The organism is Borrelia sp. P9F1, assembly GCF_030436115.1.
Taxonomy (GTDB): Bacteria; Spirochaetota; Spirochaetia; order Borreliales; family Borreliaceae; genus Borrelia.
In genome coordinates this window covers 19553-46059 of sequence record NZ_CP129414.1, presented here as the reverse complement: position 1 = coordinate 46059, position 26507 = coordinate 19553, and the positions used below count along the sequence as shown (strand labels likewise).

The following is a 26507-nucleotide window of genomic DNA, read 5'->3' as shown; positions in this document are numbered from 1 at the left end:
ATTTTCAACCTACCCTATTTCAATAATTTTTCAATACGTCTTCTTAAATTAAAGAAACTTGTCTTTGCTTTCTGTATATCTGTTTTGCCACCAGCTGTTTTGCTACCAGTAATCTTAATCAACTCTTCCCGCATCAATGCTTCATCATACTTCTTATTTCCTGCTAATGATAAATGCCTTTTAAGCTTCCCTATTAACGCTTCTCTTTCACTTATAAAATCATCCAAATGACGGCTAGCTGTGGGAACAATTGTTGCGTCTTGATTGTTCTTAAGTCTGAGCAAATTAGCGTCTGAAAAACTCTCATTTAATACCTTATGAGTAGCAACACCAATGAGATTTATTAACTCCATTAGCTTTTTAGCAATAAACTGATCATCGAATTTTCCTAGGTCAAGTCTATTGATTGGTAATTTAACAAATATTTCCTCAAACTGTTTAATCTCATTAGCATCATAATTGAAAGACGCATAAATATAATTCCTTTTCTCTGGGGTATTGTAGTATCCAAAATCCATAAAGACACCCCCCATCTTGTCGAGTCTGTCTTGCAAATCATTAAATGAATGCCTTCCTGCTTCAAAAGCAACCCTAGCCCTCTCAAGTTTTGCCTTATATTCATTTAATTTTCGCCCAAGCTCCAGATATGCATCTTGTTTTTGCTTTGCTTCTTCTTGCTTTCTCCTCTCCTCTTCATCTACTTGATTTGCTCCTAAAGAACTTGTCTTTGCTACTTCCTCTCCTTTTGTAGTGTCTACTACGGGTACAACATTAGTCACAGGGACAACGTTATTTACTGCATCTTGCACATCTGTGTCTACCACAGATGCATCTGCAGTTACTGCATCTTTTGAATCTGGAATAGCACCTGTCTCACTCACAGTACTTCCCTTATCTCCTAGTGCGCCTCCTTTACCATGATCCTCTTCATCTGCTAGATCTGCTTCTAAAGAATTTGTATTTGCTACATCGGTTTTATTTGTATCAATTCCCTCTATTTCCTTCTCCTCTGTATCTGATTCTTTCCCCGCCTTATCTTCTGCATTGAAAAATTTACTAAACCTCAGAAGACTACTTCCTTCTTGTCTACATCCTACTAATACAGAAAGCAAGGCAAATAATAGTACCCCAAGCTTTTTCATTCAATATCCTCCTTTTTTCATTATTATTTTGTATTGTGACTAAATGTATAATACATCTTAAAATGTACTGTATTTTTACTCTATTTAGCCATATTTGAGATTTTTATTCGCAAACTAGTATTACTAGATTTAAAGATTAGGATTAGGCTTCTTGTTAACAGGAAGCTGATGCAAGCCTGCAAGAGCTAGAAGAAGAGCAATATTGATACTGCCTTTAGGAATAACAAGATTGCTCTTTTTTGACCAGGCTCTTAAACTTAAAAATTAGGCAATATCAAGTCTAGGAAACACCCGAAGTATTCCCCGTTACAGGGGTAGGGGTTCCTGCTGAATTTACATAGACAATACTACCAGATCCGTGTGTGTGACTTTCAAATAACTTACCGTTAATATACACTCTTCCTTTAAAGGCAATATTGTCAGCTTCAATAACTAAAGACTTAACAGAAGTCTTAATGCTCTCCCCCTCAAGACTTACATTCCTAGCGTTAAGATCTAACTGCTCGCTTTTAATATCGAGCTCTTTTGAAGATATGCTATATTTGTCTATCTTAATACTTGCATATTCAGGATCTATGGCATTTAAGATATAAAAATAGTTTTTATCAAAATAGTTATTGTCCGATTCGTTGAAGATATTAATACTACTTTGAAGCAATACTACCCTATCACCTTGTTTAAGGGAAAGCCTTAGATTTGAAATATTACGCGTCAGAATACCTAAACCCTCGTATTCTTCAATCAAAACAACTCCCTCCTGAGTTTTAAAATCAAACTGCTTAATAATTCCAACCCTGCAAATAAAGACATTCTCACGTAAATATTGCCTTACTTCCTCCGCTGGGGAGTTATTGCTTAAACTACCCAAGCTTTTGCAAACATCATAATTTCGATTCATACACTACCTCGCCTAGTTCATTAGATTCATCGTAGAGTTTCAATTTCAGTGTGCAATCTCCTACATTGGTTAAATGAGCACTGGTCTCCTGCACAACAGCCCTTACAATTTCCCCATATCGATTCACAAATTGAACTCCGTCTCCTACCTTGATCTTGTCTGTAAAAAGAAGTGTGGCGTTCCAAAAATTAAAACTAGACTGACCCAATACCCTTACTTCCTTTTGGGGAATAAATAAGAGCGCATAGTCTTGTAAATTTCCATACAATCTTTTAACCTCGCTTAATGCATTAAAGTTGATAAAAATAAACCTAGTGTCAGGCTCTCCGGTTAAATCTCCAGCATCAACAAATATTGAATGCACATATCTGCCCATAAGTTTTTCTATAAATTCTTTAAGAGTTGATACATAAAAACTCTTATCTATGATGCGTTCTCTGTCTCTCCTACTAATATAAATAACGGCCTTATCTTTAAATACTGTCTTTATTGCCTCTTCCAACGATTTACCGTAAAAATTCTTAGTAGTAAGTTTTGTATTTAAAAATGTGTCTTTTAATATAAGGTAGACTTCATATTCACAAATAAAATCACCATTTTCAAAATCAAAATCAATGGGCGCTCCCAAGTAGCCAGCCATAATGAACTTATAATCTATACTATTCTCGTAAGAAAATTTTCCATAATAAATCTTGACAACATCTCCCATTTTTAAAGACTTATTAAAATTTAAAGGCATATTAAAAAACTGCAGTCGTGCCTTTTTGCATTGCATTGAGCTTACATCGGAATATTCATTACTAATTAAAATGTTAACAAGAGGCGCTCCATTTTTTGTCTCTATTACAAGCTTGGGTCTGGATCCTAGAGCACCCTTGCTTACACTGTAAAATTCTATTTTAAAGTTATACTGAAACAGCAACATAAATATTTCCTTTATTAACTTCTTGAACAGAACATGTTTTCTCTATTCAAGTTATCCAAAGCTATAAAGCGTCTCTCCCCCCTAGGGGTCTTTTGTACTCAGCAGGTCTTTGATTAACTGTAGGTCTCCTACCACCACCTCCAGAAGGTCTTGTGCTTCCAGCAGGTCTTTGGTTAACTGTAGGTCTGTTGTTACCAAATGGTCTTGCGTTAAATGATGGCCTTACTCTGACACTGGATCTTTGGTTGACTGGTCTGCTACTACCAGCTGGTCTTGTGTTGACTGGTCTGCTGTTGCTAGCAGATCCTGCGTGAACTTCCCTCTCGACTGGGATATTTAAATTTATACCAAGCCTACGAGTAATATAATTTTCCAAAAAATCAATCTCTTGAATCTGTACATTAATAAACAATTTGGTGTAATCGGGATTCTCAATTAGGTTTCTATTACTAAAATTTAAAAGCCTATATCTTTCCTTACCAAGACGCTTATCCATGGGGATTTCTATGACATCTTGCAACCTGTGGTCAACTTCTAGGAAAATATCATCATCACTATGCTGGTCTCCTTTTCTTAAAAACTCAGCCTCTACTTTGAAAAAAAGATTATCTCTTATGAAACTAAAAAGACTTTCATAATAATTCTCAAGTTCTGTTATTTTTTTTAAAATTCTGTCGGCTTTACGATACCTTGTGGAATCAGCGGTCTTAAGTAAGGCACCTTCCTTGTATTCATAGCTTAAACCATATGCATCTTCAACATCCTGCTGAAAATTCCAACTCTTGAAATTAAAGGGCCTTGTGGGTACCGTGGCAATGAGATTTAAATTTAACAACAATAATATACATACAACCTTAACCATAAATATTCTCCTAACCCTATTCTAACCTTTGTAGTTTGAAAAATTAAAAGTTTTGACCACTTTAATCTGTAAGCTAACATCTAACTCATCAATAAACGGAGTGCTCTTCATTCTCAAGGAATTAATAATAGCTGTCTCATGAAAGCCTATAAAAGGGCCATATATTGTGTAATAAGCTCCCGTCTTAAATCTTTCTCTAAACTGCATCTTTACGAAATTAGAATTAAACTCCAACACACTGTTTGCAAATGGTGTGGCCTTTAAATTGTCAAGCAAAACCTTCTCATAAAGAGATGAAAGTATTGCATTATTTAGAGTAATGACTTCTGGGTTTGCCGTAACGTTATAATTAACAAATTCACTGCGCCTGTTTGCAGGATTAATAATAGCCCTCTGGCTACTAATGCTGGTTAAATACTCTTCAACAGATCCTTTCTTAGGAAATACAAAAAAAACTTGAGGAAGATACCCCAAGCCCTTAAAATCAGGCCGTGGGAAGAGCGCAATAAAGTTAGATGCACTTGAGAGACTTAAGATTTGACTAACAATTTCCTTAATAAGTAGTGTTGTTTTCTCTAGCATGCTAAACATACAAGCTCCTAGGGCATGCGGGAGCTTTCGCTACCCGCTTTGTAATCATGCATATTGTTACTTAAACGATTCCCATAAACGCTTACTTTCAATGAATCTGTTAAGTTATTAATGGCATTTTCCATATTAAGAAAAGCATCGCTTAAAGGTTCAACAATATTTTTTGCTAAATCTAGGGAACCAAAACAACTTAAAAGCTCTCTGATTTGTTCTGTAAGTAACTGAACATTATCTTTAAAACCCGATGAGTTAATGCTACTAGGATTTAAGACTTGATCTGAGTCTAAATTTCGACTAAAGCGTTCAAGTGCACTATTAAGCTTATTCTTTATTAAATAGCCGGTTAAACATGCATTATCTGTATTTGTAAAGTCGTTGCTTTGTTTATTTTCAAGCACACAAGAATTACTTTTGCTGTATGTCTTCTTACTAATTGAATCTAGACGTCTCTGATCGCCTTTAAATAAATCATACACAACAGACACAGCCTCTTCATTGTCTTGCATATAAGCATCAGACTTAAGACAGCTTGCAAGTTTAACCGTATCGAGTAATGTCTCGTCACGACTCGTGGACTTAAATCTGGCTAGTAAGGATTTAAATCCACAAGTCTTTAAAATGAAATCATTCATGTCTACTTGAGTTTCAAACTTACCCGTATCTGCTAGGATGTCTTTAATGCTTTTATTTTCAGCATTACTATAAGTTACATCTTCAATACCTGCAAGATTGGGACCACTTGACCACATTAAATCCATGTTTAGTTTTTCATGATTGGTGTTACTAATACTATTAACTTGTTTGTTCCAGTTAAATTCTTTAGGATCCTTGTGCAAATCTAATTTAATATTAAATTTATCTTGAGCGTCTGCAGAAAAAAGATGGGAATCTGGGTTATTTAAAAAATCAAGCTTCCTAGGCTCCTTTAAGTTAGAATCGAGATTACCAGAAAGAAGCCCCTCTCTCTTATTAGGAATGCTTTTTAAAGCAAAGCCTAGGGTATCGGGGATTAGATTCAGTAAACGCATTAATTTTGGTAAAAGATTTTCAATTAAACTACCAGATAAGACTTTCTCGTCACTGTTGCCTTCCAGGCTTAAGGAATCAAGCAACCCCCTTCTTGTGTGGAATCTTGGTGTGCTGTATTCTTCTGTGGTTAAATCTAGATCATTATCTGACTCTGGAGCACCAATAAAGGGGAGGTTAGACAAATTAGTATTATTAATACCTTCTTTGGATAAATCGTCTTGTGTTTGCATCCCTGCAAGAAAAGATCCAATCTGCTCTCCTAGGAAGTTTTCTTGATTTAAAACCTTTAAGTCAAGAGGAAACAAGGGCCTGACTAGGGAAGGGGCGTGGTGTAGAAAAAAATCTTTAATTGTGTTACTAAAGACAGATTCCCTTTCGCACTGCTGTTCTGGACTGCATCTCATAAAACCTCACACGCCCTTTTTGCTAAAAATCTTTCATAAGTTTCCTTCTTAAGCTTTAAATTAGCAATTTTATTGATTTCCACAAGTTCAGTGTATTTAAATTGCCTTACATCCTCATAAGTACAAACACCCATTAAAACTGGGAAATAATACTTACAAGCCTGACTCCTTAAGTATTTCAAATATGAGAAATAATCATTTAAAGTTGTATTATGATTCATTATCGTACCTTTATTTAAATTCACTTTTTAAATACAAATCTAATAATTACAAAGAAACTAGGCTCTCGTAATTCCACCTATTATCAATATGAGAATACTTAATAAAATCTCCACCAGAGTCTTGCTGGCTTTCAACATAAACCAAACTAGGTTCTTTAAGTCCTTCAATTTTTTCTACCAAAGAATACTGAACAGCAAAAAGAATGGTGGGGAGGGCATGTTTATACAAAAATGAATGTCTTCTATTATTATTAATAATTTCGTAAAATTCATCAAAGAAGACAGGAGATATCATTAAAGAACTTATTCTTTTAAGTACCGAAATGTTATTAAGCTCACGCCTTAAGGTTTCCTGACTAACATCAAATCCCAAAATGGAATCCCATTCATACATAGGAATATCTCTTAATGTATATTCATAAATCTTGTCTTTAGATAAAATTTTTAACCTGTACCGCATCTAGTCCCTCTCAACTTCACAATTGATTGCATGTATTACAAAATTAACAGTTTCATTATCATTTGCATAACTCCTACTTGGCACTTCTGCAAAAAATGCACTATTAGACACAATTTTAAGTCCCATTTGATCATTGAATACCAATGGTTTAAGTTTTTCTACCTTTGAGTTATTAGAGTAAAACTGCTCATTGCTAAGTTTAGTTAAAAGCTTATAGTCAAGAGTGCCTTTGGTTATCTCTAAATTGAATATGTGCGTAACCGTACGTGGATCTCTGAAACTAGGAATTGGAACATTTCTGTCCTCCGTACTTGCTGTAGCCATGGTAGAAGGAGATGTTAAATATTGTATCTTCCCCCTATCTACTAGAACACCCGCAAAGCTAAAAAACACTAAATCTAGTGAGTAGTATTCCTTCATTAAATAGCCTCCCTTTTTAAATAATCATTAATATCATCACTAGTTATGTCTAGGACAACACTTTTAAAACTGTCATTGTATTTAACTCTAATTGATAAATTTAATGCCAATCCATTGCTTGCCTTAAGCTCGAGTTTAATGTCAGAAAAAGATACAATCAGTCCTGAGTCTGTGAAACTTTTAAATAAACACTCAAGTCCTGCTGTGTAAGCATTATTGCCTTGTCCAATTTTTAACTGACTAAGCTTACTATTTTGTCTATTGTTGCGACTCCAAATACGAATGAGCTCGCGCGTGGCTTCTGTTCTTAAGAGATAATACGTAAAGGCCTCATCAATTGCATTACCGGCAAGATCAACCCCTTCTTTGAATGCCAAGACCCCATCTCTTCCCGTTTCATTGAGTAGAGAATAAAAATTAATATTGTTCGCTCGTAACGAATTAATTAAACTTGCATCATAAATTGGACCTGCTTTAAGTGTAAGTCCATAAGGATTTACAGAGTGAAAAATTGACGCTTGATGTAGATATTGAGATATAAACTTAAGATGTAGATCATCATTATCTCCCACATAAATAAGAATTATCCCATCAAGCTCACTAGCATTCTTATCCTTTAAACCCTTGGGCAAATCCTTGCTCTTAGTTGGCAATACAATAAACTTAGCTAGTCCTTTTAAAGCCTCACAATCACTCTTTAGGGAACCTTCCGCTACCTCTTCTGTGAATACCACAAAGGTGTGTACATGCTCCCCTAGAAATTTCACTATCTCTTTAATATCTTGATAGATGTGCAAATCAACAGACCTTAAGCCGTCGGATGCAAAAAGCGAAGAAAACTTACTCAGTAGAAGCGTGCGCTGTGTCTCAGCTGTCTTCTTTCGAGTTTCGTCACTGCTGTATTCCTGCCTTAACCCAATGGATGCTATGCTTTCTTTGTAATTTGAAATATTTAAAACAAAATGCCCTTTACTTAAACAATCACTCTTGTAAATAAGCAAGGGATTGTAATAGCCAACATCATTTAGCTTAACTTTATTTTCAATAAAATTAACATTAATTGTATCTTGTGGCATATATTCTCCTTTTTAAATTTAATTTTTAATTTCCAGTCTCAATTTTAACTTGCAATCTCAATGGCTTGTATGTTTGCTCTGTAAGTCTGACTTAACCCCAGAACTGCTCTGTTTCTTCTCCCTGAAATTCTTATAAACCCGTTATTACTTAAATTACTTGTTGCGTTTATGTAATAATTTAGCGATAAGCTATATGGACTCTTAAGCTTTTTTGTAAATTCAAATTTATGAGCACTTAAATGCAAAAACTCTAAAAAATGTTCATAAATGCCATGCAAATTGCAGTAAAGCTCTGATTCGCTTAAATCCCTAACAAATCCCATAAAATGAAGAGTAAAGTCTAGACCAAATTCATTAACATTCTTGTAAAAACCACCACTCCTTAATTCGCGAGGAGAAAGTCCCTCATAACCTTCTGGCTTTACCACAAGTAAATTTGAATGATTATCTTGCAAATCGCTTAAATAAAGATTACCATTTAGGTTTAAAAGTTCAATTTCCAGGCAAGCCTTCTTTAAATACTCCTTAAACTTAAGGAGTATTTTTATTAAAAATTCTTGAGATTCACATAAACCTAGTAACATACATCTACCAATTAATTGATTTCACGCAACTAAAGCCCTTGAAGAATTAAAGTGGTATAGCCAATTTCATTTTGAGAATACCCCGTTATGCTGATGATTTCTAGAAAATTTTTATTAACCATCACATGCTCTTCTGGCCTGAAATCAAGAAAATCTATTGTATAGACTTTAGCAAAGAATTGATTGGCAAGAATTTTTGCATCAAAAAGTTCAATTTTTTCTTCTCTTGTAAGTGGTAAGAAAACACCAGCAAACCTGGTAACATTATCTTTATTAATTTTTTTCTCATAAGAAGCAGTAGCTTCTCTCTTAACTAACAACTTTTTAAGTAAAAACATAGGTTGTGCATATCTTCTAATACTGTTCCTCAAAGACAAGTTAACTGCCTCAACTCCATTCATCATACAACTCCTATTAACACTCTGTTTTTATCTGTAGTAATTTCATCCAATAAATTTTTAAATGCAATACAAAAATCTTTGCTTACAGCCTCTTCCCTTACCACATAGTCGCAATACTCCACCGATATCTCATTAAATTTCTCTGACTTTACTTTACTAGAGTCAAAATGAGTAAGCCTACCCCTTTTCTTAAGTTCACATCCTAGAAAATAGTAAATGAGTAGAAATACCTTGCCTACATTTAAATCTTCTATGCCGATTTCCCTGCTATGCAAGACATCCTCAAGCAAGCTTAAATACATATGAAATTCATTAATGCTGAACTCTTCTGCCTTAAGCATAAGTAAGCCTAGTACCCTAGCATATGTTTCTTCCAATGGACTTAAAATCCCAGCGCAATTCATCCCTAATTCCAAGTTACTTTAAATCTAAGTATCGAATTCTCGCTTGCAAGAATGCTACCAATAGAAAAATCTAGAAAACTAGTTCTGAAATTACTACTCGATATTTGTGTATATGCATTAAGCACGGGCGGGTGCCCATCCTTTAACAACACAAGTCTAGGGCTTCTTGGATAAATTAACATCTCATCTTCTAGTAAATTCGTAGTTTCAAGATCAATATCAGCGTCATTATTTATTGCTCTTAAGGAATCAAATAACATATCCTTGTATGAATAATGATTATTGGGTAATCTTTGTAGCAACAGACCTTTAATCCTAGGGGTAGTTAAAACTTTAAAAGGAACACTTCTGTTGTCCTCTAAATTAATCTCTCCAATCTCAGCATTGCAAGCCTTGACTAAATCGAGAGCCTCTGCTACCTGTACTGTCTTATCTATCTGCCCTGGAAGATTAAGTAGTCCATACATGGTCTCTCGATTAGATGCATCAACAAGAAGTGTTCTCTTCTGCTTCTCATTTGAAAAACAAAGTCCACCTCTTAAGTAGTGAGCACTTATCAGTTTGTGTATCTCAGATATTGAATACCTAAGCCCCTCACTCATATTAATATTATTAACAGCCTGTATGTCCAACTTCCCGTCAGGAGCATAATACGTAAATGCATATTGAAACGGTAAATAGTTAAGGGACAATACTTGTCTTTTAAACTTAACGGTAGCAACCGTACTAAAATCATTAACCTTAAGTGTCGGGGGTCCTGTTAGATTTGAATGCCACTTTACAACTCTCTCACTTGCAAGTGATACATCACTAACCTCTACTTGCTCATTATCAAAGAAATGATAGTATTCCGGTATTGGTCTTTGAACAGATAAAGATTCCCTTATGGTATTTATAAATTCTTCATTATTAAATAGACTTTCATTCAATGTTTTAATTCTCCTTTTTTAACTAACTTGCTATTGGCTTGCTTATAAGCATAACTCTTGCACCGTAGTACCCAGCTTGATCTTTAAACTGTAAAGCATCGCTTAAGGCTAATGCGTGCATGTAAGTACTCTTACTCTGGACCCTTTTAAGCACACCCGACTCATCAAAAGCTAACTTATCCCCAGATTTAACGTCCTCACTAGCAAGCAAAACACATTCAAAACTACTAGCAACCGAGACAACTGTTGCTGTTCTGGTAAACTCATCATAGTCCAGACAAACACCATAAAGATCACCGTCCCCACCTCGTGCAACTCTAGCCTCAACCCCATCACCAACAACAAGCTTCACCCCACATTTGTAGCAAAAATCAACAGCTTGATAATTTTCAAACTTTTCCCCCGCAAAAAACTTAAGTCCTCCCTTGTGTGCAAAATACAAGTCCCCAGACCCAAATTTGTCAGGTTTGCTGAAAACTGATGGGTACGTGTTACAACTAACACTCCTAAGCTTTTCTAAAACCAATGCTTGCTTATTTTGTCTAGGGGATGTAAATTCACTTCCTAACTTGCCCCTCTCTTGCTGTAATGTGGTTAAACCTGCCCCCAGATCACTTTTGTCCTGCATAAAATATTCTCCTTATATCTATTTTTAAATTAAAAACCTTAAATTAAACCTTAAGACCTAGTGCTGTAAAATGCTTGCCTAATTTGTCCCCACTCATTAAGCATGGCCTGCCTTAAGTCCTTATAATTATTAATTACAACTTCTTTATTACCTAAACTTAACTCCTCAACCAAGCCCGTCTTACCAAAGGTCATCAGGCTGTATGAATTATTACTGTTCTTGCACGCATCAATATTTACACTAGCAAGCCTTAAAAGCATATCTTTAGTCTTAAAGCTTATGTTAGCAATATCAAGAGTACCTGCAATTGCTAATATCTGCTTACTATTAACATATTTTCTTATAAGCTCAAGAGACTGCATGTCTAGTACCTCAGTTAACGAATTCCCCGCATTTAAAAGCCCCTGAGTGTTATATCCCTCACTTAAATTGTCATCAGCAAGTCTAGTTATCCAAACGGCTCTACTAAATAATTCATCCCCCGTAGCGTCATTGCTCAGTTCATTAACCTCACCCAAGCTCGCATTACTCACCAAATTTTCTTCCAAATCCTTCATTAAACCTCCTTAAAATGAAAAATTTAACCTATTTTTAAGTGCCTCTATCTCAACATTACTTAAAGAATTCTGCTTTATAATCTCTAAATATTTAGAATATGCATCTAAAACCTTCAAGTCTTGCTCCAATCTTTGATCATCACTTAATGTCATCAGATCATTAAACCTCATGTTTAACCTGTAGTATTTATTAAGCTTACTGTTAACTGCGACCGCAGCCGCCTCTTGTACGGCACACAAAAAATCAATATAGTTAGTTCGGTCTCCCTTCCCATCGCTACCTAACCCCTTGACCTGTTCATTAAAACTGCGAGTTAATGGCTCCTTGGTATCTGCTCCTATTTTTGCTTTAACCAAATCAAATGCATCCTTTAAAAAGGCAAGGTCGTACTTTATTACCTCCAAACTGGCTTTCTCATCCGCACTGTAAAATATTCCATCATTACTCAATCCTTCCTTAAGTTTTGCAAGCACACTCCCAAGTCCCTCCTCACCCATACAAGCCCTATTCTGTCTGTCAGAATTGCTAAAAAATGTGGCAAATAATCCCCTGTTCCTACCCTGCCCACTAACCTGAGTCCTAGCATCATGCAAAGATTCCACAAGTCCAACCAACTGCTCATCCCTGTAAAACAAAAAATTGTACTGCTCAATTCTTTTCTCAATCTCTAGGTAGATCTGCTCCAGTAGGCAAATATCTAGAAGTAAACTCTGTGTATAAACAGGCGCATGCGATCTTAATATATAATCAAAATTTTCATGTACTATAACTCTACTCTTGTGTATTAAAATGCCAGTCCCATCTCCCCGAAAGTACTCCACATAATCACTCTCACGATCATCTCGAACCCGTCCATAGTCTAAGTATTTAAACCCAGCAGGAAATTCATCATTAACCCCTCTACTTAAATCCTCATCTAAAGACTTAGGTTTAATTAAAATATACCCTGCCCCATTGAATCTATAACTTATCATAGCCTCAAGAAGGGCTTCCTTAAGCTCCAGCTCCAAAGGTAGTAAATCAAACCTAGAGTCAACCCAAAAAGAGCCTAAAAAATCTAGCCTAATACCAAGACGCAAAGCATCCTCTGCTGACGTTTCGATGTAATTCCTGAAAAATACCGAATACCTGTAAAGCTCCAAAGGATTTATTTTATCTCCAGAACTCAACACACCCGCAAATCTGTTAAAACCTTTTTTAAATATCATATGTTTAAGTGTAACAAAAAAAACCAATTTTGCATACTCATTACAAATTAATAATTAATTCTAAATTAGACTAATTCTTAAGTATTTACTCTTAAACTTGCGCTTAAACAAACAAAGAGTTCACGGTTAGAAATATCTATTCATGAACTCTAGAAGAAGAATGTATGAATGAAATCAACATAAGGTAATAAGCACTAAAAGAGCCCATTACCTGCTGCTCATTTGTATTTTAGAGATTCGCCCTTTTAGGCAGTATAGCCAAACAAAGCAGCTGAACCAACTTGTTCACACTAAAAAATAAGCCAGAAAACGTATCAATTACACCCTCCAGCAGTACTAAAACAAACTCAATAATATCCAACAATACGATCAAGACAAGCCGAGCACACCCCGTGAGCACGACAACAGCCCCAGCGATTCCTTTGAATAACTCCCTACTCTTCAAAAAAAAGACCTCTCGCATCAAAAACACGGAATTACCTCCGCCCGTTGAACAGAACTATATCTCAACTTAATCTAAAATCATGCCCAAGTCATGAAATTTGTTTAATATTTTTAACAGGCAAAGAGGGAATGCCTCAGTAGACATTCCCTCCTAAGCTTGGATCTTAATCATTATTAAATTTAACTAAAAATCATGATCTTTTAAAAAATTGAAAAGCTCAACATCATACTCCGTGTCATCATGAGCTACTAAAATAAATTTGAGTTTATCTTTTTGTTTAAGTCTATCAACAAGTTCCTTCCTGAGATAAACAACTAAAGTATTTTTTACCTCCACTGGAAAGACTAAATCTAGGAGGTTTTTATTGTTTTCAACAGGCTCTATGTGAAAATCCTTAATATTTGCAAGCTGTACACTACGCTCTGTCATATTAAACATCGACATCTGTGCATCTAAATCTCCAAAGATAACATTTTTAAAGTTAAGCATTCTCTTCTCGCCAAATATATTAAACGTAAAACGATAAGAGGGGAAAGACTTCCCCAACTGCTCCTTATAAGACTCTTCGTAGTCCTGATATCCCTCGCCTTCTTCGTTTAAAACTTCCTTCTGGAACAAAACACTTCTTATTTTATTAGCATGATTCAATCTTGCCTCATAAGTCTTAGAGCAAAAATATTTATTACAAGACTCTAAAACACCTGCTGAAAGGGAAGATAAACCTAAAAGACAAAGCAATATGGAAATTATTGAAACAAATCTCATAAACACACCTCACTAACTAAAATTACTAGAAAATCCATCAGGATTTACAAGTTCAATAGACTCAATAAATCTGAGCAAATTCCTTGAGCTAACCTTGAAAGCATAGTCCTTCTTAACACCACTTTCCTTACCAACAGTGGTAAGGAAAAAAGATAGATTCTGTCCACCAGCCTTATTTGCCAACTCCTTCCATTCCCTTATGCAACGACCCAAATCAATATTAACACTCATTGTCCACAAACCATCAAGCTCATAAACTGTCTTGTCAGCATCGGGTGAAACACAAATCTCACTTCCAGTCAATTTTATATCCTTAACCAAAAGCTCATCTTTTCCCTCAAACTGCGCCTCAACGCTACAATTTTCTGTGAAAAGATCATACTTTAACAAAAAAGAATCGTAACCATTTAATAAGGTTAAATTAATTGACCCCGCATAACTATTATTGCTGTTATACTCAACTGAAACCTTTTCTACTTCCTTGTATGAACTCTCACAAGACATAAATAAACTTAACAAAAACAATAACAAGATTAAAGAAATATTTCTCTTTATCATAAATTGTTACCTCCTATACTAATATTTTCAACCCTTACTACATAGCATTAATCTTGTACAACTCTATCGATTTTTCTAATGGCAAACTCCCTAGAAGCCCTGATTGACATGTGAATTATGTGCATCAAGGCCTTATCTGCGGATAAAGTTGACTTTAAAACCTCAAGCACCACGCTTAAAATCTTAACCCTTTCTATATCTTCTGTCTCTCTAATTTCCCCCTCAGCCTCCTCTATTAACTCAAGCTCGTTGTACGTATGACTTAACCCCTGGTTAATGCGCCTTTCAATTTCATCCATAGTATGAAAATCCATCCTAATCCAATAAAATAAATCCAATATGTTATCTGTAACCTGCATTACAAATGAAGAACCAATCTCTTGATAAAACTTATCTCTTATTAGTAAAAGATGTTTATTAAGCCTGGAAGTCACGGCAGAAACAATTTCAACCTTTTCCTTTATTCTATCGATCTCATAACTAACTTCCCTTAAAATCGGAGTAGAATAAACCAAATCCAGTTTAGCAACAACAGTATCTAAAGCATCAAGTGCGATCTTCTCTAGCTTCCTAGCTAAACTAACATCACGATTCATACCTAAATAATTAGAAACTTCTTCCTTATCTACCACACCCAATCCAACACACCCATCTTTGGTAAAATCAACACCATTTAAAATAACACTTCCTATTTTGGACAAACAATACACCCTTAACATATAAGGTTGATTACAAGATAATTTATTCATTTAACTAAATGAATATTGCTTACTAATTATATTACCTATATTTAAAAATTGCTAGAACAAAGCAACTTAAACGCTTAAACTTAAGTTTTACTACTTCCGCAAAAAAAGAGCCCTAAAGCTTTTACTCTAGGGCCCCGGGTCTATAATGTACTTTGCCTACGTTTTTAAATTCTCATTTTGTAATCTTTCATTTAATCTCACTTAATCTCTTTTTTAACACTTCAAAGAGCCCATCAACTTTTTTATCAGTCAGTAACTCTTGAAGTTTTGCTAAAACCTCGCTTTCATCTTTATGCTTGCCATTGAAAACATCATTTAATTTTTGGAAAAATACACTTAAAGCAGTTCCGTCACAAATTGAACTAGCAAGAACAGCTTTTATTAAGGCATCCACCTGCTCATCGGTTTTAACATCACCAATAGTATTAATTCCAGCATCTTCTAAAATCTTCTTCCCAGCTCCATTCCCACCATCAGATCCTTTTATCCACCCAATTAAATTATTAAATTCATGTGATAAAGGCTTTGCTTGTGCCCCCTTCTTCACCAAAGCATGCACTCTCTTCATGGAATCCACTAAACTTTTCCTTTTGGAATGATCTGGATCGTTTTTTCCTAACCATTCAAAAAAGTCCTTCCGTCTCTCCTCGTACCTTTGAATATCTGATTCATTCTTTCTGTTGCGATCCACCTTAACAGCACCGCCCATAAAATCTCTAAGGCTCTCAAAACGCTTTTCTTCCTCGCTTAAGCTCACAGACGCACTCTTTTTAGCCGTAGCTTTTTTCGCTGTAGCCACAACAGATCCTGAAGCAGAGAACTCAGCCTCCCCACCTGGACCCACTACTCGCCCCTCAATACTTCCCTCTAAAGATGCGACCTTACCACAAAGACCACAGCTAAGCATGAAAACGAGCGTGCACACTAAAATATTAACATTCTTCATTTCCTCTCCTATAACCCTAATCAGGGCAAAGCAACAATAAAATTTTAAATAAAACCTGTTACTAGGCCCTCTCTCTAAGCAAAACTAACCCTAAAGCTCTCAACACTTCAGGGTTAGCTCTTGAATTTGTACTTTAACTAATTCCTTCTTTTTATTCAAGAGTACTTTTTAAAGTCTCAAATTGCCCATCTTCAGACTCATCAGTTAAAAACTTCTTCAGATCCTCAAAAACCTCTTCATTACTTCTATCTTTTTTCTCGACTTTGTCTTTGCCTTTAGCCGCAGCAGCAAGATCATCGTCAAATACCGCCCCCAACTCATCAAAAAATGACTTTATATTGCTACTTCCAACCTCTAAGTCCAAATCATCTTGCTGTTCCATAACATATTTAACCAAAGCACCTACTTGCTCATCGGTCTTAAGATCACCAGGCTTCCCAAGTCCAGCCCGCTTCATCCCCTCATCGTCTTTCCCTTTCTCAATTATTTGTCTAATTTCCTCTGAAGTCCCAGCTTTCTCTTTAATAAAGTCATAAACCTTCCCCACAGCTTCCGCTAATTCCTTCCGCTTAGAATAGTCAGGATCATTGTCTTTTAGCCACCCAAAGAATGCCTTCTGCTTAGCACTAACCGTAGGATTATCCTCATAAAGAGACCCAAGGACATCATCCAAAGATTCTTCTAACGAGACAACCTTTTTGTCCGCAGCCTGTCTAGCAACACGCTCCCTTGCCTCAGGGGTGTCTGCACAATCATCTCCGATAACGTACAACCTACAACCAAATACAACAAGACCCAAGGACGCAAATAAAACACCAATACGCATAATCTCTCCTCCTCTTTTAAAAGACTCCAACCATTATGAGAATAAGTCTATATCAATAAACAAAATAAACACTTATTTAATATAAAATTCCTTTGGTGAGAAATTAACCTTAAAGCTTGAATAAGACCTTTAGGGCTTATTTCATTATTGCTATTCTGAAATTTTTATTTCTCTTCTAAGCTTATTACCTTTGTGGATTTAACTAATATTTAAATAAAGCTATGTTACCCGAAAAAAAAGGTTACAAGAACCATTGCTTATCCATTTAAAATTCCTGAATTCCGATTTCTTTGAAATTTAACACCCCAGTTGAGCTGCCCAAACCCCACATACCAAGATCCCTCAAGCCAAATAAGTCCCTGATCCGAAGTAGTACATCCACTCTCGTAAATAATTCCCATCTTCTGCTTATCAAATGGTGCTCAATACCATACGACAGTAATTGAAACGTATCTCTTAAGAAAACACATAAGAGCAGAGATGAAGGAAGGCCACATGCCCTCCCTTTTAGTTTAAGCTTGATTACGCGCTAAATAAGCCTAAATGCTTTTTTACATTAACAAGAGATTCAATCATATCTTGACGATACCCATATTCTTTAGTCGTTGCAGTTCGTAAATCGTTAATCCTCTCTAATTCTGTCTTCACAAATGTAATATCAAATGGGTTTAATGATGCTGTGTCTATTATTTCTCTAAAAAACCCCTTAAGACCATACATTGCGCTAATAAACGTCTCAATCTCTGCATCCACCTGCTCGATTTTAGTCCTGTCGTCCTTAATTTTTTCTAGAATTCTGTATTCCAAACACTCATAAAACAAATCGGTACTTTCCTGATCCATGGAGGATAACAGTCCTAGTATTTCGTTAACCGTTTCTATTTCCGTGTCCTTGCCTCCACTGTCAAGTTTTAATGCCTTAATCACAGTATTTAAATTCTTAATAGCCTTTGTGTTACAATCCAGACTTGCTTGAATTCTAAACTGATCTCCGTCTGAGAGAACCCTTACCCCAGCAGGCACTTCTATTTTATTTTGCTCTGCTACTGATCCAAAATTCGTCCTCAAACTATCCATTTTTTCTCTGTGTCTATATATTTTGGTTTTCAGTCTGTGAAACAATGCTTCCTTCGATACAATTGCGAATTTATCAAACACTTCAGCATCCACGTTACCAGCTCCAGCTTCATCATCCACCCTATCAGTCGTATCTGGGTCTGTGTAGGCTTCAGATGTCCCACTTACAGCTGACACGCCACCAAGCGACCGTCTGTACGTGTCTTTCCATGTAATTGTTTCAGTGATTTACCATCTGATACTTCATCTTTACCTGATTTACTTGTATTGACGGGTGTTTTCTTACTTAACTTTTTTATCGCTTTATCACTTAACACTTCATTCTTACCTAGTTTATTTGTACCGTCTGGTGTTACATCATCATCTTTGCCTAAACTGCAAGTAGCAACTAAAGCTCCCGCTAGTATTAGCAAGAATACGACACTATTCTTCTTCATAGACCCTCCTTTTGTTCTTTATTATTCTTAAACGTTCTTAACAAATATTATTTTTATAATAAAGACTTATTAAGAATATTATCAACTAATAACGATATTGTGTCTTAAATTAGCAAAGCTCTATGATTTTAAAAGATTTAAAATTTGACCCTCGGGATCATACATCGAAAGGTAGAAATAGAAAAAGTGCTCAGACTAGGTCAGTACAAGGCTGAGAAATGAGAAAGACCATAGCAATATACCCTTAAATTATCGTCTTAACTAGAGTTTTAAATTTTTACTTAACTAACTTCACATCTGCTTCATAAGCTTTTTCTGATGCCGAGCCTATTGGTATTTTATGCTTTTTATAGATGCATCTCTTGCAATAGTAAATGCTTTAAGATGCTACAAACCACCAAAATCACTGTTAATGTTAGAAAAACAATTATACTAATCTTCACATAGACTAAGGGAGACACCATGCCGTAAACTAGTAAAATCCTGGTTCTTTGCAAAAAACTCAAAACCTTGCTTACCTTGTCTAAAGTTATGGACAGAATGCGGAGATTAATAAAAACCCGAAGGCCATATTGCTATGCTTCGGGTTTAATTTTAACTTAAAGTCGTTACTTCACTAATGCCGCAAGCTTGGCTTCACTGCCCTGAATATCTCCAACTACACTACTCTGCTGTCCGGCTGTTTCAGCTCTAAGGCCACCTTCTGCTAATGCTTTTTTAAGGTACTCAACAAATGCATTTCTTGAAGCAATAAACTTATCAAGTTCTACAGCAACCTGTTTAAGTTTTTCTTGGTCGCTTTCTATCTTTTCTAGGTTTTCATCCGTTAAATGCTCACCCAATATTTTTATAGTGGTTTTATCAAGCTCAGCTAATACTGCTTGTACGTCTGTTACTGCGCTTGGCACTGCAGCACTAGTACCCTGAACAGGCTTTTCATCACTTTTAATTAGTGTCTCAATTTTTATCTCAAGTTTTATCTCTGCGTCAATCACTACGTTAATGTATTCATCTCTCCTGATCTTCAATGCAGTAACGCTTTCGCAGCCTCCCCCAACACACTCGTCATAATCGGGTCTATAGACGTCGCAAGTATCATATTCGCCGTACTTACCATATTTTTGTTTTTTCTGTTTCAGCTTCCCGTCTTTCTTCTTTTCGTACTTCTGCTTTTTACGTTTATACTTCTCGTATTTTTGCTTATAGTACTCGCACTTTTCATACTTGTACTTGTACATTGCGCTACCAGGTTGTGCATCTTTCTTGCAGGACACCAAAGCTACTGTTAATATTAAAAAAATAATCATAATAGTTCTTCTCATCTCATTTTCCTTCTCGTTGTATCTGCCCCTGCCACCAGAGAACACCACCATTAGGAGTAATGTTTTTTATCGATATATAAACTGGTAATAACATCCTACCGTAAGTCTAATGCAATTTTGGATTTTTACAAAAATTCAAAGTTTGTCTCTTGGGGTAAGAATGAAAGAAGGCCATATTGCTATGGCCTTCGGGTTTAATTTGAAACAAAGTTATTACTTAACTAAATAAACCTGCAAGTGTTTTCTCATTCTTCTTCACTGCTTCAACTCTACTATGACAATATCCAGCTTCTCCTGCTACAGTATCGCTAGTTACTGCAGTTGTTGCAATAAGCTTGTTTAATTCTGCCTTTGCCTCGTCTGGAGTCCGAATTTCATTACTCCGCGCCGCCTCTATTGACTTTTCAATACTTGCAATAAATTCCTTTCTTGATGCAATAAATGCATTAAGCTCTTTAGTAGCAGTATCAATTTTAGCCTTGTTTTTCTCTATTTTTGCTAAGTTGTCGTCTTTCAAATGCGTGTCCAATATCTTGTTAGTAGCATCATCAAGTTCAACTAACATTCTAAATATACCGGCCGCTATCTTTATTTCTCTGGCATGAATATTACCATCGCTACTCCTTAAACTAATAATTGAGTCATTTAACTTGTTTATTAGATCACCATCATAACCTAGGCTTGCATAAATTTTAGCACTGTCTTTTTCCCTTGTAAAACCAGTTAAAGCTGGAATTTCCACTCTGTGTGCTATTACGTGTTTTGTCGTCGCTTCTATTGCGTCATACGCTTTCATCGCTATATTAATTTCATTACTGTAGTCATCTCTGGTCTTTTTTAATGCCTTAAACGCTTTTGCTGTTTCAGTCCTTAATCGCTCGGTAGCTACTTTCCTCTCTTCATCTGTTATCCCCTCATATGATTCCTCTTCAGATGCACCTGCCTGTCCTGGATTCCCTGACCCTGGTGTAACACTGTCACCTTGCGTTTCCTGGCCACAAGCAACCAAAGCTAGTACTAATACCAGAAAAAACATAATATTAATATTTTTCACCTTACTCTCCTTTTTATTACCTTTATTAAAGAATATTCTTAGTTTATAACAATTCTCTTTAATAAAGAATATAAACTAAGAATAGTTAAATTCTAGTTTCTTGTAAAATATTTAATTTCTACTTCTCTTTGGTCTCTTTGGTTGGGATGAAAGAAGGCCATATTGCTATGGCCTTCGGGTTTAATTTGAAACAAAGTTATTACTTAACTAAATAAACCTGCAAGTGTTTTCTCATTCTTCTTCACTGCTTCAACTCTACTATGACAATATCCAGCTTCCTCTGCTATAGTAGTGCTAGTTGTTGCAATAAGCTTGTTTAATTCCACCATTGCCTCAGCATTAGAGACACATGCATGCACCACCTCTATGGAATTTTTAATACCTGCAATAAAGGCATCTCTTGATGCAATAAATGCATTAAGCTCTTTAGTAGCAGTATCGATTTTAGTCTTGTTTTTCTCTATTTTTGCTAGGTTTTCGTCATTCAAATGCTCATCCAATATCTTGTTGTTAGCATCATCAAGCTCAACTAACATTTTAAGTATACCGGTAACTATCTGTATGTCTTCGGCAGAAACATGACCATTAAAAGTTAAACCCCTAATTAAGTCGTTTAGCTTTTCTATTAGCTCACGATCATAACCTAGGCTTGCATAAAACTTAGCACTGTCTTTTTCCTTTGTAAAACCCTTTACCTCAGCTGGAATTTCCACTCTGTATGCTATTACGTGTTTTGTCTCCGCGATTATTGCGTAATAAGATTTCATTGCTTTATCAATTTTATTACTGTAGTCATCTCTGGTCTTTTTTAATGCCTTAAACGCTTTTGCTGTTTCAGTCCTTAATCGCTCGGTAGCTACTTTCCTCTCTTCATCTGTCATACCCTCATATGATACTTCTTGATCTGATACCTCTTCAGATGCACCCGTCTGTCCTGGCTTTGTTCCTGGTAGTATCCTACCAACTATTTGCATTTCTTGATCACAAGCAACTAGAGTCATTACCAACACTAAAAAAAACATAATATTAATCTTTTTCATTTTACTTTCCTCTTTATTACCTTTATTCATCATATTTCTCACCATATAATATTACTATTATATAACAATTCTTTTTATATAACAATTCTTTTTAATAAAAATATAAACTAATAATAGTTAAATTTTTCTGTGATAAGAATGAATGAAAGAAGAACATAAAGATAAGAATAAAAGAAGGCCATATTGCTATGGCCTTCAAGTCTAATTTGAACTAAAGTTATTACTTAACTAATTCTGCAAGTGCTTTCTCATTCTTCTCAATAGCTTTAACTGTACTATGATAGTATCCAGATTCACCGGCTTTAGCGTTAGTTTTTGTTTGGTCAGCAATCTTTTTCAATTCCGCCTTTGCATCGTCTGCGGTGCTATTGTTAGCTAATACCGCCTCTATGGACTTTTTAATACTTGCAATAAAGGCATCTCTTGATGCAATAAACGCATTAAGCTCTCTAGTAGCAGTATCGATCTTAGCCTTGTCTTTCTCTATTTTTGCTAAGTTTTCGGCTTTCAAATGCTCATCTAATATCTTGTTAGTAGTATCATCAAGCTCAATTAACATATTAAACGCATTGGTCACTTTCTTTATTTCTTCGGCAGGAATACTACCACCAGTACTTAAACCCATAATTAAGTTGTTTAACTTTCCTATTAGCTCATTATCATAACCTAGGCTTGCATGTATTCTAGCACTGTCTGTGTCTTTTGTAAAACCAGTTAACTCATCCGAAATGTCCACTTCATTTTTTGATGTGCCTATCTTACCATGAGCTTCTTTTTCATCAGCCATTTTCTTCTTGTATGTCGTTATCTTGTCTTTCAATGCAGTAAGCGCCGTTTCCCTTGCTAGCTTTTCAGCCTCTGCTATTTGCTCTGGTGCGAGCTCTTTACTACCTGATCCATCTGCCTGTGGTTGGTTCCCTGGCCCTGGTGTGACACTGTTACCTTGCGTTTCCTGATCACAAGCAACCAAAGATATTATTAATACCAGGTAAAAGACAATACTGAATTTTTTCACTTTATTCTCCTTTTTATTTTCTACTATCATTACTAATGAATATTCTTAGTTTATAACAATTCTCTTTAATACATATTATAAACTAAGAATTAAAAAAATCTAGAATCTAGTTTTTTGAAAAAATTTACTTGTTACTTCTCTTTTAATAAATGCTAAATTTTAAAGGTTAGAAAGTGCAGGGGTTGCAAAATATAAAAGGCAACAAGGGATAAAAATGAAAAAAGGCCATAAATATGGCCTTTAATTCTAGTTTTAACTAAAGTTGTTACTTAACTAAATCTTCAAGTGCTGTTGCATTCTTCTCAATAGCTTTAACTGTAACATGATAGTATCCAGTTTCATCGGCTTTAGCGGTATTCTTTGTCTTGTCAGCAATTTTGTCCAATTCTCTCTTTGCATTTGCTGCAGTGGCTTTAGCTGCTTCCGCTGCTTTTATTGTCTTTTGAGCACTTGCGATAAATGCATCTCTTGATGCAATAAATGCCTTAAGTTCTTTATCGGCCTTTTCGATCTTAGTCTTGTCATTCTCAATTTTTGCTAAGTTTTCGGCTTTCAAATGCTCATCCAATATCTTTTTAGTAGCGTCGTCAAGGTCAACTAACATCTTAAGTACATCGCTCACTGTCTTCTTTTCTGCATCCTTACCGCCACTAGTAAGATTTAATGCCGTAATTGTATCATTTAATTCCTTGTGTGTATCATCATTGTAACCTAAACTTGATTGGATTTTTTCCTTGTCTGCGGCTGTAACACCAGTTAATCCAGAAGGAACTGTCACTTCATTTTTCCCAGTTTTTGCATCAAACGCTTTCTTTGCATCAGCCATTGTTTTCTTGTATTTTGTTAACTCGTCTTTCAACGCAGTAAGCGCTTTTTCCCTTGCTAGCTTTTCAGCCTCTGCTGCGTCCTTTTCTTTCTTTGCTGCTGCTATTTGCTCTGGTGTAAGCTCTTTACCACCTGATCCATCTGCTTGTGGTTGATCTCCTGCACCTGCACCACCGTTACCTGGTTCTTCTTGCTTACAAGCAACCAAAGCTACTACTAATACTAGAAAAAACATAATACTGAATTTTTTCACTTTATTCTCCTTTTTTATTATCATTATTAAAGAATATTCTTAGTTAAGACTAATATTCTTTAATACATATTATAAACTAAGAATTAAAAAAATCTAGTTTTTTGAAAAAATTTACTTGTTACTTCTCTTTTAATAAATGCTAAATATTTATTTTGTGGGGAGAAAGTGATAATGGAAAAGGTAAGCATAAGTAGTAGAAAGGTGAATAAAAACGAATAGAGGCCACATTACTATGACCCCTATCATCTTATGACAAATTTAATTGATTTAATTGTATTGTGATAGCCTACTCAGTAAAACTGGGTGGAGTAGGGCTAGTAGCTGCATCAATGATCTTCTTTAGTTCTGCCTTCACTCTCTTCACGCTTGTAGCATCCTTTTTGTTTGCAAATGCCTTGGCAGCTGCTTCTGATGCCTTTTGAGCAATTCTAATAAACGCATATCTTGCACCAATAAATTTATCAAGCTCTGCTACAGATCTTGCTCGAGCATCTTTGTCGCTCTTAATTTCTTCAAGCATCTCGTCTGATAATAACTTATTCAACATATAGTTGGTGGTGTCATCAAGAGCAACTAACAGCCATAATAAATAGGCAACCATTTTTAATTCTTCTTCTTTAATTTTTAATTCTTCTTCCTTAACTTGAGCAGAATAAAGGCCTAATGCAGCAATTGCAGTATTTAAATTTGCATGTGTGTTGCTGTCGTAACCTAGACTTGCATGAATCTTATCCTTATCTGCTTCTTCTAAATTTATTGCTTTTATTATTTGATTAGGAATTGAAATTTTATTTTACTATCATGACTAAAAAATAACCTTATCCATTTATAATGTTATTTTTAGTTTAATTACAAACTAAGACTATATCCTAAATTAGTAAAATTCTAATTTCTGTGGAAATTTAAAGCTTACTCTTGTGTTTAAACTTTAAATATTAATTATTAACTTTGGAGTTTGGTGGCTAAGATGGATGCAGAAGTAGAGAATGGAATAAGTAAAGGCCATGTTTATTTATGGCCTTTTTAGATTTAGTAAAATTAATTTGATGCTCTAATTCAGCACTGGTTAGAGTAAAACTAGGGCTGAGTCGCAAGCTCAATAATCTTCTTTAATTCTGCTTTCACACTTGCCGCATCCCTCTTCGTTGCTGCTGTCTTTATTATCTTTTGCACATTTCTTACGAAAGCACTTCTTGGTCTAGTAAATGAATCAAACATTTTATCCATTTTATCAATTTCGTCGATTTTACTCTTATCGCTCTTAATTTGCTCAAGAATATTATCTCTTAAAAGATCTTCAAATATCTTTTTAGTAGCATCATCAAGGTCAACTAACATTTTAAGTAAATCGGATACTATTTTTATTTCTTCGTCCTTACTGCCACCACCAAGCTGTAATGCCCTAATTGCTTTGTTTAAATCTTGATTTACGGCATTATTGTATCCTAGACTTGCATGAATTTTATCCTTATCTGCTGTTGTCACACTTCTTATCTGTGGGGGTATTTCCACTTCAGTTTTTGATGCTAGTTTGTCAAACTTTGTCTTAAGGCTTTCCAATCCTCTTTTGTATTTACTTATCCTAGCCTTAAATGTCCTGAAAGCTTTCTCAGCTTCTGCTTTTGCCGCTGCTGCTCTTTGCGCATCTTCTTTAGCTTTCTTTGCTTGATCTGCATCATCTGCTTTCCCAGCTTCACCTACTGCCTTTACAACGCCATCCACATTCACGTTGGCTCCTTCTTCTGCATTTTCATCCTTGTCTGCTACTTCCTCTGCATTGTTTGCATCGTCTGCTACTTCCTTATTGTCCGCTTGTGTAACCTCACCCACAACATCTACTAATCTTTCTTCTACATCGTCTGCCAATCCGCCATCGGCTGTCTTTACTTCAGCCTGTTCTGGAGCTGTTTCACCTTGCAACGGTTTTGTAGCTAAAGTTTTTGTATCCTCTGGTGTTGTACCAGCATCGTCAAACTTGCCTAGATTACAAGAGCCCACCAAAGCTACTGTTAATACTAGAGACAGCATTATATTAATCTTCTTCATTTCACTCTCCTTATTACTTTTGTAATTGTTACTATTAAGTAACATTACTTTATTGTTACTGTTACTTACTTAGTTTCATTACAAACTAAGACTAAATATTGTAGCTTAAAATTAGTAAAAATCAAGTTTTTTGAAAAAAATTAATCTTGCTTGCTCGCAGTTCACTTCTTAATATATTTACTATATAAGAAAATATGTCTCTCTATATTTTTCTAATTATTTTTGAAAAATTGGCCCCAACTTTGTAACCCGGGAAAATTTCCCAACGCAGTAGATTGCACATTAAAGATTGGAGGCACGCTAAAATCAAAGATAAACAAAAATACTGGAGTAGAATAAAAGACAGATAAAGTTACCGAGGGAATATTAGGAAACCGAGATCCCCTAATACTTTCCTCATACCTTAGAA

Annotated in this window: 33 protein-coding genes; all 33 read right to left on the bottom strand. The window is 35.4% G+C overall.

Annotation, left to right across the window (positions count from 1 at the left end; translation table 11 throughout):
- Window positions 1-14 precede the first annotated feature (14 nt).
- The gene (locus QYZ68_RS05760) at window positions 15-1142 is read right to left on the bottom strand and encodes a hypothetical protein (RefSeq protein WP_301384710.1); all 1128 of its coding nucleotides are present in this window, start codon (window positions 1140-1142) and stop codon (window positions 15-17) included.
- A 280-nt stretch (window positions 1143-1422) separates the two neighbouring features.
- Window positions 1423-2040: a DUF777 family protein gene (locus QYZ68_RS05755; RefSeq protein ID WP_301384709.1), complete on the bottom strand. Its 618-nt coding sequence runs from the start codon at window positions 2038-2040 to the stop codon at window positions 1423-1425.
- Window positions 2024-2965 carry a DUF693 family protein gene (locus tag QYZ68_RS05750; RefSeq protein ID WP_301384708.1) on the bottom strand — a complete coding sequence of 314 codons (942 nt, stop codon included), beginning with the start codon at window positions 2963-2965 and terminating at the stop codon, window positions 2024-2026. The genes QYZ68_RS05755 and QYZ68_RS05750 overlap by 17 nt, the downstream gene beginning before the upstream one ends.
- Window positions 2966-3026: 61 nt before the next feature.
- The gene (locus QYZ68_RS05745; protein ID WP_301384707.1) at window positions 3027-3827 is read right to left on the bottom strand and encodes a hypothetical protein; all 801 of its coding nucleotides are present in this window, start codon (window positions 3825-3827) and stop codon (window positions 3027-3029) included.
- A gap of 21 nt (window positions 3828-3848) precedes the next feature.
- A complete protein-coding gene (locus QYZ68_RS05740) occupies window positions 3849-4418 on the bottom strand; it encodes a DUF792 family protein (RefSeq protein WP_301384706.1) in 570 nt (189 codons plus the stop codon).
- A gap of 8 nt (window positions 4419-4426) precedes the next feature.
- Entirely contained in the window at window positions 4427-5851 is a 1425-nt protein-coding gene (locus QYZ68_RS05735; RefSeq protein WP_301384705.1) for a hypothetical protein, read from the bottom strand.
- On the bottom strand, window positions 5848-6096 hold the full coding sequence (locus QYZ68_RS05730) for a DUF1322 family protein (RefSeq protein WP_476390644.1): 249 nt from the start codon (window positions 6094-6096) through the stop codon (window positions 5848-5850). The genes QYZ68_RS05735 and QYZ68_RS05730 overlap by 4 nt, the downstream gene beginning before the upstream one ends.
- A 22-nt stretch (window positions 6097-6118) precedes the next feature.
- Window positions 6119-6532: a DUF1473 family protein gene (locus QYZ68_RS05725; protein WP_301384704.1), complete on the bottom strand. Its 414-nt coding sequence runs from the start codon at window positions 6530-6532 to the stop codon at window positions 6119-6121.
- The gene (locus tag QYZ68_RS05720) at window positions 6533-6952 is read right to left on the bottom strand and encodes a DUF1463 family protein (RefSeq protein ID WP_301384703.1); all 420 of its coding nucleotides are present in this window, start codon (window positions 6950-6952) and stop codon (window positions 6533-6535) included. It lies immediately after the preceding gene.
- A complete protein-coding gene (locus tag QYZ68_RS05715; protein WP_301384702.1) occupies window positions 6952-8028 on the bottom strand; it encodes a DUF787 family protein in 1077 nt (358 codons plus the stop codon). Before QYZ68_RS05715 ends, QYZ68_RS05720 begins: the two co-directional genes overlap by 1 nt.
- Window positions 8029-8072: 44 nt before the next feature.
- Window positions 8073-8612: a DUF764 family protein gene (locus tag QYZ68_RS05710; RefSeq protein ID WP_301384701.1), complete on the bottom strand. Its 540-nt coding sequence runs from the start codon at window positions 8610-8612 to the stop codon at window positions 8073-8075.
- Between the two features lie 29 nt (window positions 8613-8641).
- Window positions 8642-9016 (bottom strand): DUF1506 family protein, encoded by a 375-nt coding sequence (locus QYZ68_RS05705; RefSeq protein WP_301384700.1) that lies wholly within the window; start codon window positions 9014-9016, stop codon window positions 8642-8644.
- Complete coding sequence (locus QYZ68_RS05700; protein WP_301384699.1) at window positions 9013-9417, bottom strand: DUF3890 domain-containing protein; 405 nt, start codon at window positions 9415-9417, stop codon at window positions 9013-9015. The genes QYZ68_RS05705 and QYZ68_RS05700 overlap by 4 nt, the downstream gene beginning before the upstream one ends.
- Window positions 9418-9419: 2 nt before the next feature.
- Window positions 9420-10346: a hypothetical protein gene (locus QYZ68_RS05695; protein ID WP_301384698.1), complete on the bottom strand. Its 927-nt coding sequence runs from the start codon at window positions 10344-10346 to the stop codon at window positions 9420-9422.
- Between the two features lie 22 nt (window positions 10347-10368).
- Window positions 10369-10974: a DUF228 domain-containing protein gene (locus tag QYZ68_RS05690; protein WP_301384697.1), complete on the bottom strand. Its 606-nt coding sequence runs from the start codon at window positions 10972-10974 to the stop codon at window positions 10369-10371.
- A 50-nt stretch (window positions 10975-11024) separates the two neighbouring features.
- Window positions 11025-11531 carry a DUF1357 family protein gene (locus QYZ68_RS05685; RefSeq protein WP_301384696.1) on the bottom strand — a complete coding sequence of 169 codons (507 nt, stop codon included), beginning with the start codon at window positions 11529-11531 and terminating at the stop codon, window positions 11025-11027.
- A 9-nt stretch (window positions 11532-11540) separates the two neighbouring features.
- A complete protein-coding gene (locus tag QYZ68_RS05680; protein ID WP_301384695.1) occupies window positions 11541-12740 on the bottom strand; it encodes an anti-CBASS protein Acb1 family protein in 1200 nt (399 codons plus the stop codon).
- 229 nt (window positions 12741-12969) lie between these two features.
- Window positions 12970-13212, bottom strand: coding sequence for a hypothetical protein (locus tag QYZ68_RS05675; RefSeq protein ID WP_301384694.1), 243 nt, complete (start codon window positions 13210-13212; stop codon window positions 12970-12972).
- Between the two features lie 156 nt (window positions 13213-13368).
- The gene (locus tag QYZ68_RS05670) at window positions 13369-13950 is read right to left on the bottom strand and encodes a hypothetical protein (protein WP_301384693.1); all 582 of its coding nucleotides are present in this window, start codon (window positions 13948-13950) and stop codon (window positions 13369-13371) included.
- A gap of 12 nt (window positions 13951-13962) precedes the next feature.
- The gene (locus QYZ68_RS05665; RefSeq protein WP_301384692.1) at window positions 13963-14508 is read right to left on the bottom strand and encodes a hypothetical protein; all 546 of its coding nucleotides are present in this window, start codon (window positions 14506-14508) and stop codon (window positions 13963-13965) included.
- 47 nt (window positions 14509-14555) lie between these two features.
- Entirely contained in the window at window positions 14556-15209 is a 654-nt protein-coding gene (locus QYZ68_RS05660) for a hypothetical protein (RefSeq protein WP_301384691.1), read from the bottom strand.
- Between the two features lie 235 nt (window positions 15210-15444).
- Window positions 15445-16203, bottom strand: a complete 759-nt coding sequence (locus QYZ68_RS05655) for a hypothetical protein (RefSeq protein WP_301384690.1) — start codon at window positions 16201-16203, stop codon at window positions 15445-15447.
- 151 nt (window positions 16204-16354) lie between these two features.
- Window positions 16355-17029, bottom strand: coding sequence for an Mlp family lipoprotein (locus QYZ68_RS05650; protein WP_301384689.1), 675 nt, complete (start codon window positions 17027-17029; stop codon window positions 16355-16357).
- 257 nt (window positions 17030-17286) lie between these two features.
- Window positions 17287-17430 carry a hypothetical protein gene (locus QYZ68_RS05645; protein WP_301384688.1) on the bottom strand — a complete coding sequence of 48 codons (144 nt, stop codon included), beginning with the start codon at window positions 17428-17430 and terminating at the stop codon, window positions 17287-17289.
- A 121-nt stretch (window positions 17431-17551) separates the two neighbouring features.
- The gene (locus QYZ68_RS05640) at window positions 17552-18283 is read right to left on the bottom strand and encodes a hypothetical protein (protein WP_301384687.1); all 732 of its coding nucleotides are present in this window, start codon (window positions 18281-18283) and stop codon (window positions 17552-17554) included.
- The gene (locus tag QYZ68_RS05635; protein ID WP_301384686.1) at window positions 18271-18543 is read right to left on the bottom strand and encodes a hypothetical protein; all 273 of its coding nucleotides are present in this window, start codon (window positions 18541-18543) and stop codon (window positions 18271-18273) included. Before QYZ68_RS05635 ends, QYZ68_RS05640 begins: the two co-directional genes overlap by 13 nt.
- A gap of 608 nt (window positions 18544-19151) precedes the next feature.
- Window positions 19152-19916 carry a hypothetical protein gene (locus tag QYZ68_RS05630; protein ID WP_301384685.1) on the bottom strand — a complete coding sequence of 255 codons (765 nt, stop codon included), beginning with the start codon at window positions 19914-19916 and terminating at the stop codon, window positions 19152-19154.
- Between the two features lie 166 nt (window positions 19917-20082).
- On the bottom strand, window positions 20083-20919 hold the full coding sequence (locus tag QYZ68_RS05625; protein ID WP_301384684.1) for a hypothetical protein: 837 nt from the start codon (window positions 20917-20919) through the stop codon (window positions 20083-20085).
- Window positions 20920-21122: 203 nt separating this feature from the next.
- Window positions 21123-22004 carry a hypothetical protein gene (locus QYZ68_RS05620; RefSeq protein WP_301384683.1) on the bottom strand — a complete coding sequence of 294 codons (882 nt, stop codon included), beginning with the start codon at window positions 22002-22004 and terminating at the stop codon, window positions 21123-21125.
- 175 nt (window positions 22005-22179) lie between these two features.
- Window positions 22180-22974: a hypothetical protein gene (locus QYZ68_RS05615; protein ID WP_301384682.1), complete on the bottom strand. Its 795-nt coding sequence runs from the start codon at window positions 22972-22974 to the stop codon at window positions 22180-22182.
- A 265-nt stretch (window positions 22975-23239) separates the two neighbouring features.
- Complete coding sequence (locus QYZ68_RS05610) at window positions 23240-24052, bottom strand: hypothetical protein (RefSeq protein WP_301384681.1); 813 nt, start codon at window positions 24050-24052, stop codon at window positions 23240-23242.
- A 286-nt stretch (window positions 24053-24338) separates the two neighbouring features.
- Complete coding sequence (locus QYZ68_RS05605; RefSeq protein WP_301384680.1) at window positions 24339-24599, bottom strand: hypothetical protein; 261 nt, start codon at window positions 24597-24599, stop codon at window positions 24339-24341.
- Window positions 24600-25129: 530 nt separating this feature from the next.
- Window positions 25130-26098: a hypothetical protein gene (locus QYZ68_RS05600; protein WP_301384679.1), complete on the bottom strand. Its 969-nt coding sequence runs from the start codon at window positions 26096-26098 to the stop codon at window positions 25130-25132.
- Between the last annotated feature and the right edge of the window lie 409 nt (window positions 26099-26507).

Coding starts and splice junctions, on each gene's coding strand:
- QYZ68_RS05760 (WP_301384710.1), bottom strand. CDS start 1,142: ATGAAAAAGCTTGGGGTACTATTATTTGCCTTGCTTTCTGTATTAGTA.
- QYZ68_RS05655 (WP_301384690.1), bottom strand. CDS start 16,203: ATGAAGAATGTTAATATTTTAGTGTGCACGCTCGTTTTCATGCTTAGC.
- QYZ68_RS05600 (WP_301384679.1), bottom strand. CDS start 26,098: ATGAAGAAGATTAATATAATGCTGTCTCTAGTATTAACAGTAGCTTTG.
- QYZ68_RS05665 (WP_301384692.1), bottom strand. CDS start 14,508: ATGATAAAGAGAAATATTTCTTTAATCTTGTTATTGTTTTTGTTAAGT.
- QYZ68_RS05630 (WP_301384685.1), bottom strand. CDS start 19,916: ATGGTGGTGTTCTCTGGTGGCAGGGGCAGATACAACGAGAAGGAAAAT.
- QYZ68_RS05745 (WP_301384707.1), bottom strand. CDS start 3,827: ATGGTTAAGGTTGTATGTATATTATTGTTGTTAAATTTAAATCTCATT.
- QYZ68_RS05605 (WP_301384680.1), bottom strand. CDS start 24,599: ATGTTGAATAAGTTATTATCAGACGAGATGCTTGAAGAAATTAAGAGC.
- QYZ68_RS05715 (WP_301384702.1), bottom strand. CDS start 8,028: ATGCCACAAGATACAATTAATGTTAATTTTATTGAAAATAAAGTTAAG.
- QYZ68_RS05650 (WP_301384689.1), bottom strand. CDS start 17,029: ATGCGTATTGGTGTTTTATTTGCGTCCTTGGGTCTTGTTGTATTTGGT.
- QYZ68_RS05685 (WP_301384696.1), bottom strand. CDS start 11,531: ATGAAGGATTTGGAAGAAAATTTGGTGAGTAATGCGAGCTTGGGTGAG.
- QYZ68_RS05620 (WP_301384683.1), bottom strand. CDS start 22,004: ATGGTGAGAAATATGATGAATAAAGGTAATAAAGAGGAAAGTAAAATG.
- QYZ68_RS05720 (WP_301384703.1), bottom strand. CDS start 6,952: ATGAAGGAATACTACTCACTAGATTTAGTGTTTTTTAGCTTTGCGGGT.
- QYZ68_RS05750 (WP_301384708.1), bottom strand. CDS start 2,965: ATGTTGCTGTTTCAGTATAACTTTAAAATAGAATTTTACAGTGTAAGC.
- QYZ68_RS05690 (WP_301384697.1), bottom strand. CDS start 10,974: ATGCAGGACAAAAGTGATCTGGGGGCAGGTTTAACCACATTACAGCAA.
- QYZ68_RS05635 (WP_301384686.1), bottom strand. CDS start 18,543: ATGAAGAAGAATAGTGTCGTATTCTTGCTAATACTAGCGGGAGCTTTA.
- QYZ68_RS05680 (WP_301384695.1), bottom strand. CDS start 12,740: ATGATATTTAAAAAAGGTTTTAACAGATTTGCGGGTGTGTTGAGTTCT.
- QYZ68_RS05705 (WP_301384700.1), bottom strand. CDS start 9,016: ATGATGAATGGAGTTGAGGCAGTTAACTTGTCTTTGAGGAACAGTATT.
- QYZ68_RS05735 (WP_301384705.1), bottom strand. CDS start 5,851: ATGAGATGCAGTCCAGAACAGCAGTGCGAAAGGGAATCTGTCTTTAGT.
- QYZ68_RS05755 (WP_301384709.1), bottom strand. CDS start 2,040: ATGAATCGAAATTATGATGTTTGCAAAAGCTTGGGTAGTTTAAGCAAT.
- QYZ68_RS05725 (WP_301384704.1), bottom strand. CDS start 6,532: ATGCGGTACAGGTTAAAAATTTTATCTAAAGACAAGATTTATGAATAT.
- QYZ68_RS05710 (WP_301384701.1), bottom strand. CDS start 8,612: ATGTTACTAGGTTTATGTGAATCTCAAGAATTTTTAATAAAAATACTC.
- QYZ68_RS05670 (WP_301384693.1), bottom strand. CDS start 13,950: ATGAGATTTGTTTCAATAATTTCCATATTGCTTTGTCTTTTAGGTTTA.
- QYZ68_RS05740 (WP_301384706.1), bottom strand. CDS start 4,418: ATGTTTAGCATGCTAGAGAAAACAACACTACTTATTAAGGAAATTGTT.
- QYZ68_RS05645 (WP_301384688.1), bottom strand. CDS start 17,430: ATGGGAATTATTTACGAGAGTGGATGTACTACTTCGGATCAGGGACTT.
- QYZ68_RS05700 (WP_301384699.1), bottom strand. CDS start 9,417: ATGAATTGCGCTGGGATTTTAAGTCCATTGGAAGAAACATATGCTAGG.